This window comes from Microcystis sp. LE19-131.1A (assembly GCF_027532015.1).
Taxonomy (GTDB): Bacteria; Cyanobacteriota; Cyanobacteriia; order Cyanobacteriales; family Microcystaceae; genus Microcystis; species Microcystis ichthyoblabe_A.
Genome location: NZ_JAPZSS010000268.1, coordinates 1 through 5,071, shown reverse-complemented (window position 1 = coordinate 5,071; position 5,071 = coordinate 1). Strand labels below are relative to the sequence as shown.

Here is a 5,071-nt window from a genome sequence, read left to right as displayed (position 1 = left end):
CCCCCCAAACCCCCCGTTGGGGGCGTGGCGCCGCCCCCAAACCCCCCGCGCATTAGTTTTTCGGTGGGATGCTTACACGCGGCTGCTGACACATCTGTAATAATTTAGGAGTCACTGATAATTGCTGATTGTCGGTATTTCTACAAATGTGAGATGCACCCAATCAGTAATCAGTAAACAGTAATCAATAATCAGTGAAAAGACAGCAGCAAACTGGCATTTGATGAGGCTCACTTAATACATACTGCTCATTCAAAACTTAAAACTCAAATCTTATAACTGATAACTGATAACTGACGACTGATAACTGATTCAATTAACCAAATTTAATCATTTCTCGTCCTACCATCACGGGTAATTCCCCTTTTAAAATGGGAATTAATGTCTCGCGAATTCTGTCCGCATCGGGGGGGCATCCCGGCATAAAAATATCGATGGGAATGACTTGATGGACTGGCAGCACTTGATCTAATAATTCGGGAACGATACCGGGTTCTTCTGGTAGTTGAGGGGTGTTATCTCCTAACTCTAAATAAGCCCTTTTTAGCACGGGATCGGCAGTTCCCAACATATTCCGCATAGCGGGAACGTTAGCAGTCACAGCGCAATCACCAAAAGAAACGACAGTTTTGGTATTTTGACGGACTAGATGAATTAGTTCTAAATTATCCTGATTAGCGATCGCTCCTTCCACTAAACAGACATCGACATTTTCCGGATAGGTTTTCAGATCGCAGCCGACGGGACTATATACCACGTCAACTTTTTCGGCTAATTCTAACAGCCATTCGTCCAAATCGAGGAAGGACATATGGCATCCCGAACAACCGGCTAACCAGACAGTAGCGAAGCGAATTTTAGACATAATTTTAATTCCTTGATTGATATTTTTTGGCTGAGTTGCAATTTGGTGAAAAGGATCAAACGCAAAGAAATACTCTTTTAAGCTATTTTTGCCTCCAGGATAAACTCTTGCATTTTTTCCTCAAAGAAAGGAGCTATATCTAGATTTTTCCAGTCTTTAAGTAGCTCAAAAATAATCGCCTCTGATGCAAAATTTCCCGTATAGGAAATAAAAGAAAAAGGACGTTTGCCGAAATTGAGCAAACAGCTTAAAATCGTGCAATGGTCTTTTACTCCAAAACCAAGAGAACAGGTTTGATCTCGATCTTTTACTCGCCAATTATCAGCACTTTTGGCATAAATATCTAGGGCAACTAAAGCGGAATCCACCTCTCTAGAATATTTAATTAAGAGCGAATACAAAACCCTAGGCTCTTGACTGACATCAGACAAAATTTCAATTATCCGACAAGGAATACTAGAAAATTGCGCCGTCAAATTGGAGAGAGACTGACACATTTCTAGGGCTTGCAGAAATTGCGATTCGGGTGATGTGGTCATAATTATCTCGTTTGCTGAATTGAATCAGACCAAGGATATTGTTTTTGTGCCAGTAAATGCGCTTGTTGCTGCGAAAGGCCCCGATTAATCACTAAGTCAGATTCGTAGATTTCATGATTGAGAAACATTCGATCAAGATTATTCCCTTGAGCGCCAGCGAGTCTTCGCCAAGCTGCTACCATTAAACCTTCGGGAAAAAATTGATATCGAGACACTCCCGATCCAAAAGCGTAATCCTTGGCGCGTCGGATATCGATTTCCGAGATTTCGTATTGGGCAGCAATCCCTAGTATATCTTGATTATTACCCATAATCTGATCATAGTCCTCCCTTACCTTGGCGGTTAATTTTTGCTCGTAGATATCTAAATGCGCCCATCGATCACTATCGCCCTCCATCGATTACTTTAACGCGTCCATTGGTGTTCAGTCCTGGCGTTAACTAAAAATTCCAACTTCGATCGATCTTCCTCTTTTTCGGAAACGGCGGAACCCTTGCGGAATATCGCCCCGGTTGGACAAGCGGCAACACATTTGCCGCAGGAAGTACAGGCGGAAACGCTGCCCCAAGGCTGATCCATTCCCGCAATAATTTTATCTTTTTCGCCGCGATAAGCCAGATCCCAAACGTGCGCCCCTTCAATTTCATCACAGACTCGTACACAACGGGTACAGAGAACACAACGATTATGATCGATACCGAAAAGAGGATGGGAAATATCTACTTCTCGCTTGGGAAAACGGTAGGGAAAACGACTATGATCCATACCCACTTCGATGGCTAAATCTTGCAATTCACAGTTACCATTAGCCACACAAACCGCACAAACGTGATTGCCTTCAGCGAATAATAATTCCACTGTCATGCGGCGATATTCTTTTAGTTTTGGAGTATCGGTATGAACCACCATTCCTTCCGCCACTTCCGTTACACAGGCAGGTAATAATTTATTAATACCTTCAATTTCTACCAAACATAAGCGACAGGCAGCCACTTCGGAAACCCCATCGAGATGACAGAGGGCAGGAATTTTTATTCCTACCTGACTAGCGGCTGCGAGAACTCGCGAACCCGCTTCGATCGCTACATCTTTGCCATCAATGCTTAAAGTGATTACGGACATAAAAATTATTCTCCTTGAGGATAATATCCCTCTCCTTCCCATAGGCCACAATTTGTGGCCGAGGGTGGGATTTTTACAGAAAGTTTTAACCTAGACAAGCGGCTAAGTCTTTTGCGGGGGTGGTAATCGGCTGCAGATGATAGGTATCGGAGAGGAATTTGAGGACGTTAGGGGAGATAAATGCCGGTAAAGTTGGTCCCAGACGGATATTTTGAATACCTAGATGCAGCAGGGTGAGCAGTACAGCGATCGCTTTTTGTTCGTACCAAGAGATAATTAGGGAGAGGGGAATCTCGTTGACGCTAACGTTAAAAGCGTTGGCTAATCCTAGGGCGATTTTGATGGCACTATAGGCATCATTACATTGTCCCACGTCCATCAGCCGGGGTAATCCTTCGATGCTACCTAATTGTTTGTCGAAAAAGCGGAATTTTCCACAGGCAAGGGTTAAAACGATGCAATCTTCGGGAACTTGTTCCACGAATTCGGTGTAGTAATTGCGATCAGGTTTTGCCCCATCGCAGCCCCCAACTAGGAAGAAGTGACGGATTTTACCCTGTTTAAGGGCATTAACCACCGTATCAGCGACACTGAGAACGGTATTGTGGGCAAATCCCACCATTACCTGCCGAGGTTCGCTTATTTCAGTAAATCCGGGCAATGATTGCGCTTTAGCAATCACGGGACTAAAATCGATCGCACCGTCCACTGTTTCTAAGCGGTTAATATGGGCATAACCCACAGGTCCGAGGGTAAAGAGTTTACTTTCATAGTTTTCGTGGGGGGGCATGAGACAATTAGTAGTTAAAACTATTGCCCCCGGAAACTTAGCAAATTCTTTAGTTTGATTTTGCCAGGCGGTGCCATAATGACCGTAGAGATGGGGATATTTTTCTTTTAGTTTTGGATAACCGTGGGCAGGTAATAATTCTCCGTGGGTATAGACTGTTATCCCAGTATTGGCAGTTTGTGCCAGTAAAGCCGCTAATTGTTTAATATCATGGCCGGAGACTAAAATGGCTTTACCTAGACGCGGATTTAAGGGAACATTTGTCGGTATGGGATGACCGTAGGTTTCGGTATGACCTTGATCTAATAATTCCATGGCCCGCAGGTTTGCGTCCCCAACTTTTAGACAGATTGCCACCCAATCATTCAGGTGTAAATCACTGCGATCAATTGCCGCTAAAGTCTCTTGGATAACCTGATAAACTGAGTCATCCTCTTGACCTAATTCCTGAGCGTGGAAAGTATAGGAAGCAAGACCTTTAACTCCGTAGATAGCGGTTAACTTTAGGGAAAAAATATCGAGGTCTTGTACTTTTTCAATTAGTTCTAAGGATACTTCTTGACCTTGACTGACTAGGCTCTCATTAAAATTAGGCTGATAGTTGGCAAGTGCAGACCAGTCCAGCGATCCCAATTGTGCTTTTAAATTTTCCCGAATCTCTAAACAACGCTGAATATAATCGGTAAAACGTCTTTGATCGAAGTTCACATTGGTCATGGTGGCGAAAAGCGACTCGCAGGTAAAAATATCGGCTTCGCGAGTAGATATTGCCGCTTCTTTGGCTTTTAAAACCACCGATGCTAATCCCCGCAGACAATAAACTAATAAGTCTTGAACGGCGTTGACTTCGGGACTTTTTCCACAGGCTCCCCACTGATGACAACCATTACCACTAGCGGTTTGTTCGCATTGTTCACAAAACATAAGTTTTCTCTCTTTTTTCAGTGGATTGACAGATTGTTGCGATTTTTTTCTACTAAATTGAATTCTGCTTTTTTGAAAGTTATTTATTAGCCTTCACCCGGCAAGAATTATGGATTTTACGACTGGAAAGCTTGTCTTGACAGCCTCTCCTCTCTGAACTATGTTTTTATTCTCTCACTCTTTTTACCATTTGGGTTCTGATTTTATATTTCCTCAAGAATTACCGATTAAACAATTATTTAGTTGTCTTATTTAAATTAAGTATTTTTGGTGATTTTTATGATATAATGAGCGAGATTTTCGATTTTTAGCTGGGTGGTTGCCAGTGTCATAGCAATCGGTCTCCTGATTAGGATCGAAAGTTGTGACTTAAGAGTTCTTATACCCTAACTCTGATGATAGGATTGCTTTCGACATAGATAGTTATCTCTTTTGTTATTTACTTAACTTAGCAATGATTGAAACCGCTCATCTCCCCGAATCTGCTCAAAATCTTTATCTGTTTTTGCCAGATCCTGATACTTGACATCAAGACTGATGAACGATTTATTTGATTAGTGGTATTCCGATATCTTTGCAGATTTTATTAGCGAGAATATCCCTAATTTCCGTATGTCTTGGAATCGCAGATCTTTTATTTAATTGGGGGTTAAACCACCAAGAATGGCTAGGACTTGCTGAAAAAGTATGGGCGAAGCATTCGGATAGAAAATCTACGGTTTCACCGATAGGTTATTGTCCGAATGCTTCGCCCCTACAGGACGCGGGCCGATGAAGACGCAAGGTTTTGAACGACGATTCTCTCAAAATCTTGCACCTGTGAGAGCAAA

General features: G+C 42.5%; 6 protein-coding genes. All 6 read right to left on the bottom strand.

Annotated elements, in window-relative coordinates; all coding sequences use genetic code 11:
• Positions 1–316 precede the first annotated feature (316 nt).
• The 6 genes from O9323_RS18995 to O9323_RS22950 all read right to left on the bottom strand — a co-directional run bounded on the left by O9323_RS18995 (position 317) and on the right by O9323_RS22950 (position 4,780).
• Positions 317–865 (bottom strand): NADH-quinone oxidoreductase subunit B family protein, encoded by a 549-nt coding sequence (locus O9323_RS18995; RefSeq protein WP_002733074.1) that lies wholly within the window; start codon positions 863–865, stop codon positions 317–319.
• 77 nt (positions 866–942) lie between these two features.
• The gene (locus O9323_RS18990; RefSeq protein WP_002752682.1) at positions 943–1,404 is read right to left on the bottom strand and encodes a hypothetical protein; all 462 of its coding nucleotides are present in this window, start codon (positions 1,402–1,404) and stop codon (positions 943–945) included.
• A 2-nt stretch (positions 1,405–1,406) separates the two neighbouring features.
• Positions 1,407–1,802: a hypothetical protein gene (locus tag O9323_RS18985; RefSeq protein ID WP_149107365.1), complete on the bottom strand. Its 396-nt coding sequence runs from the start codon at positions 1,800–1,802 to the stop codon at positions 1,407–1,409.
• 8 nt (positions 1,803–1,810) lie between these two features.
• Positions 1,811–2,527 carry a bidirectional hydrogenase complex protein HoxU gene (gene hoxU, locus O9323_RS18980; protein ID WP_002752680.1) on the bottom strand — a complete coding sequence of 239 codons (717 nt, stop codon included), beginning with the start codon at positions 2,525–2,527 and terminating at the stop codon, positions 1,811–1,813.
• Positions 2,528–2,612: 85 nt separating this feature from the next.
• Entirely contained in the window at positions 2,613–4,241 is a 1,629-nt protein-coding gene (gene hcp, locus O9323_RS18975; protein WP_288125584.1) for a hydroxylamine reductase, read from the bottom strand.
• A gap of 443 nt (positions 4,242–4,684) precedes the next feature.
• Positions 4,685–4,780, bottom strand: a complete 96-nt coding sequence (locus O9323_RS22950) for a TPR end-of-group domain-containing protein (protein WP_394296123.1) — start codon at positions 4,778–4,780, stop codon at positions 4,685–4,687.
• Positions 4,781–5,071 lie beyond the last annotated feature (291 nt).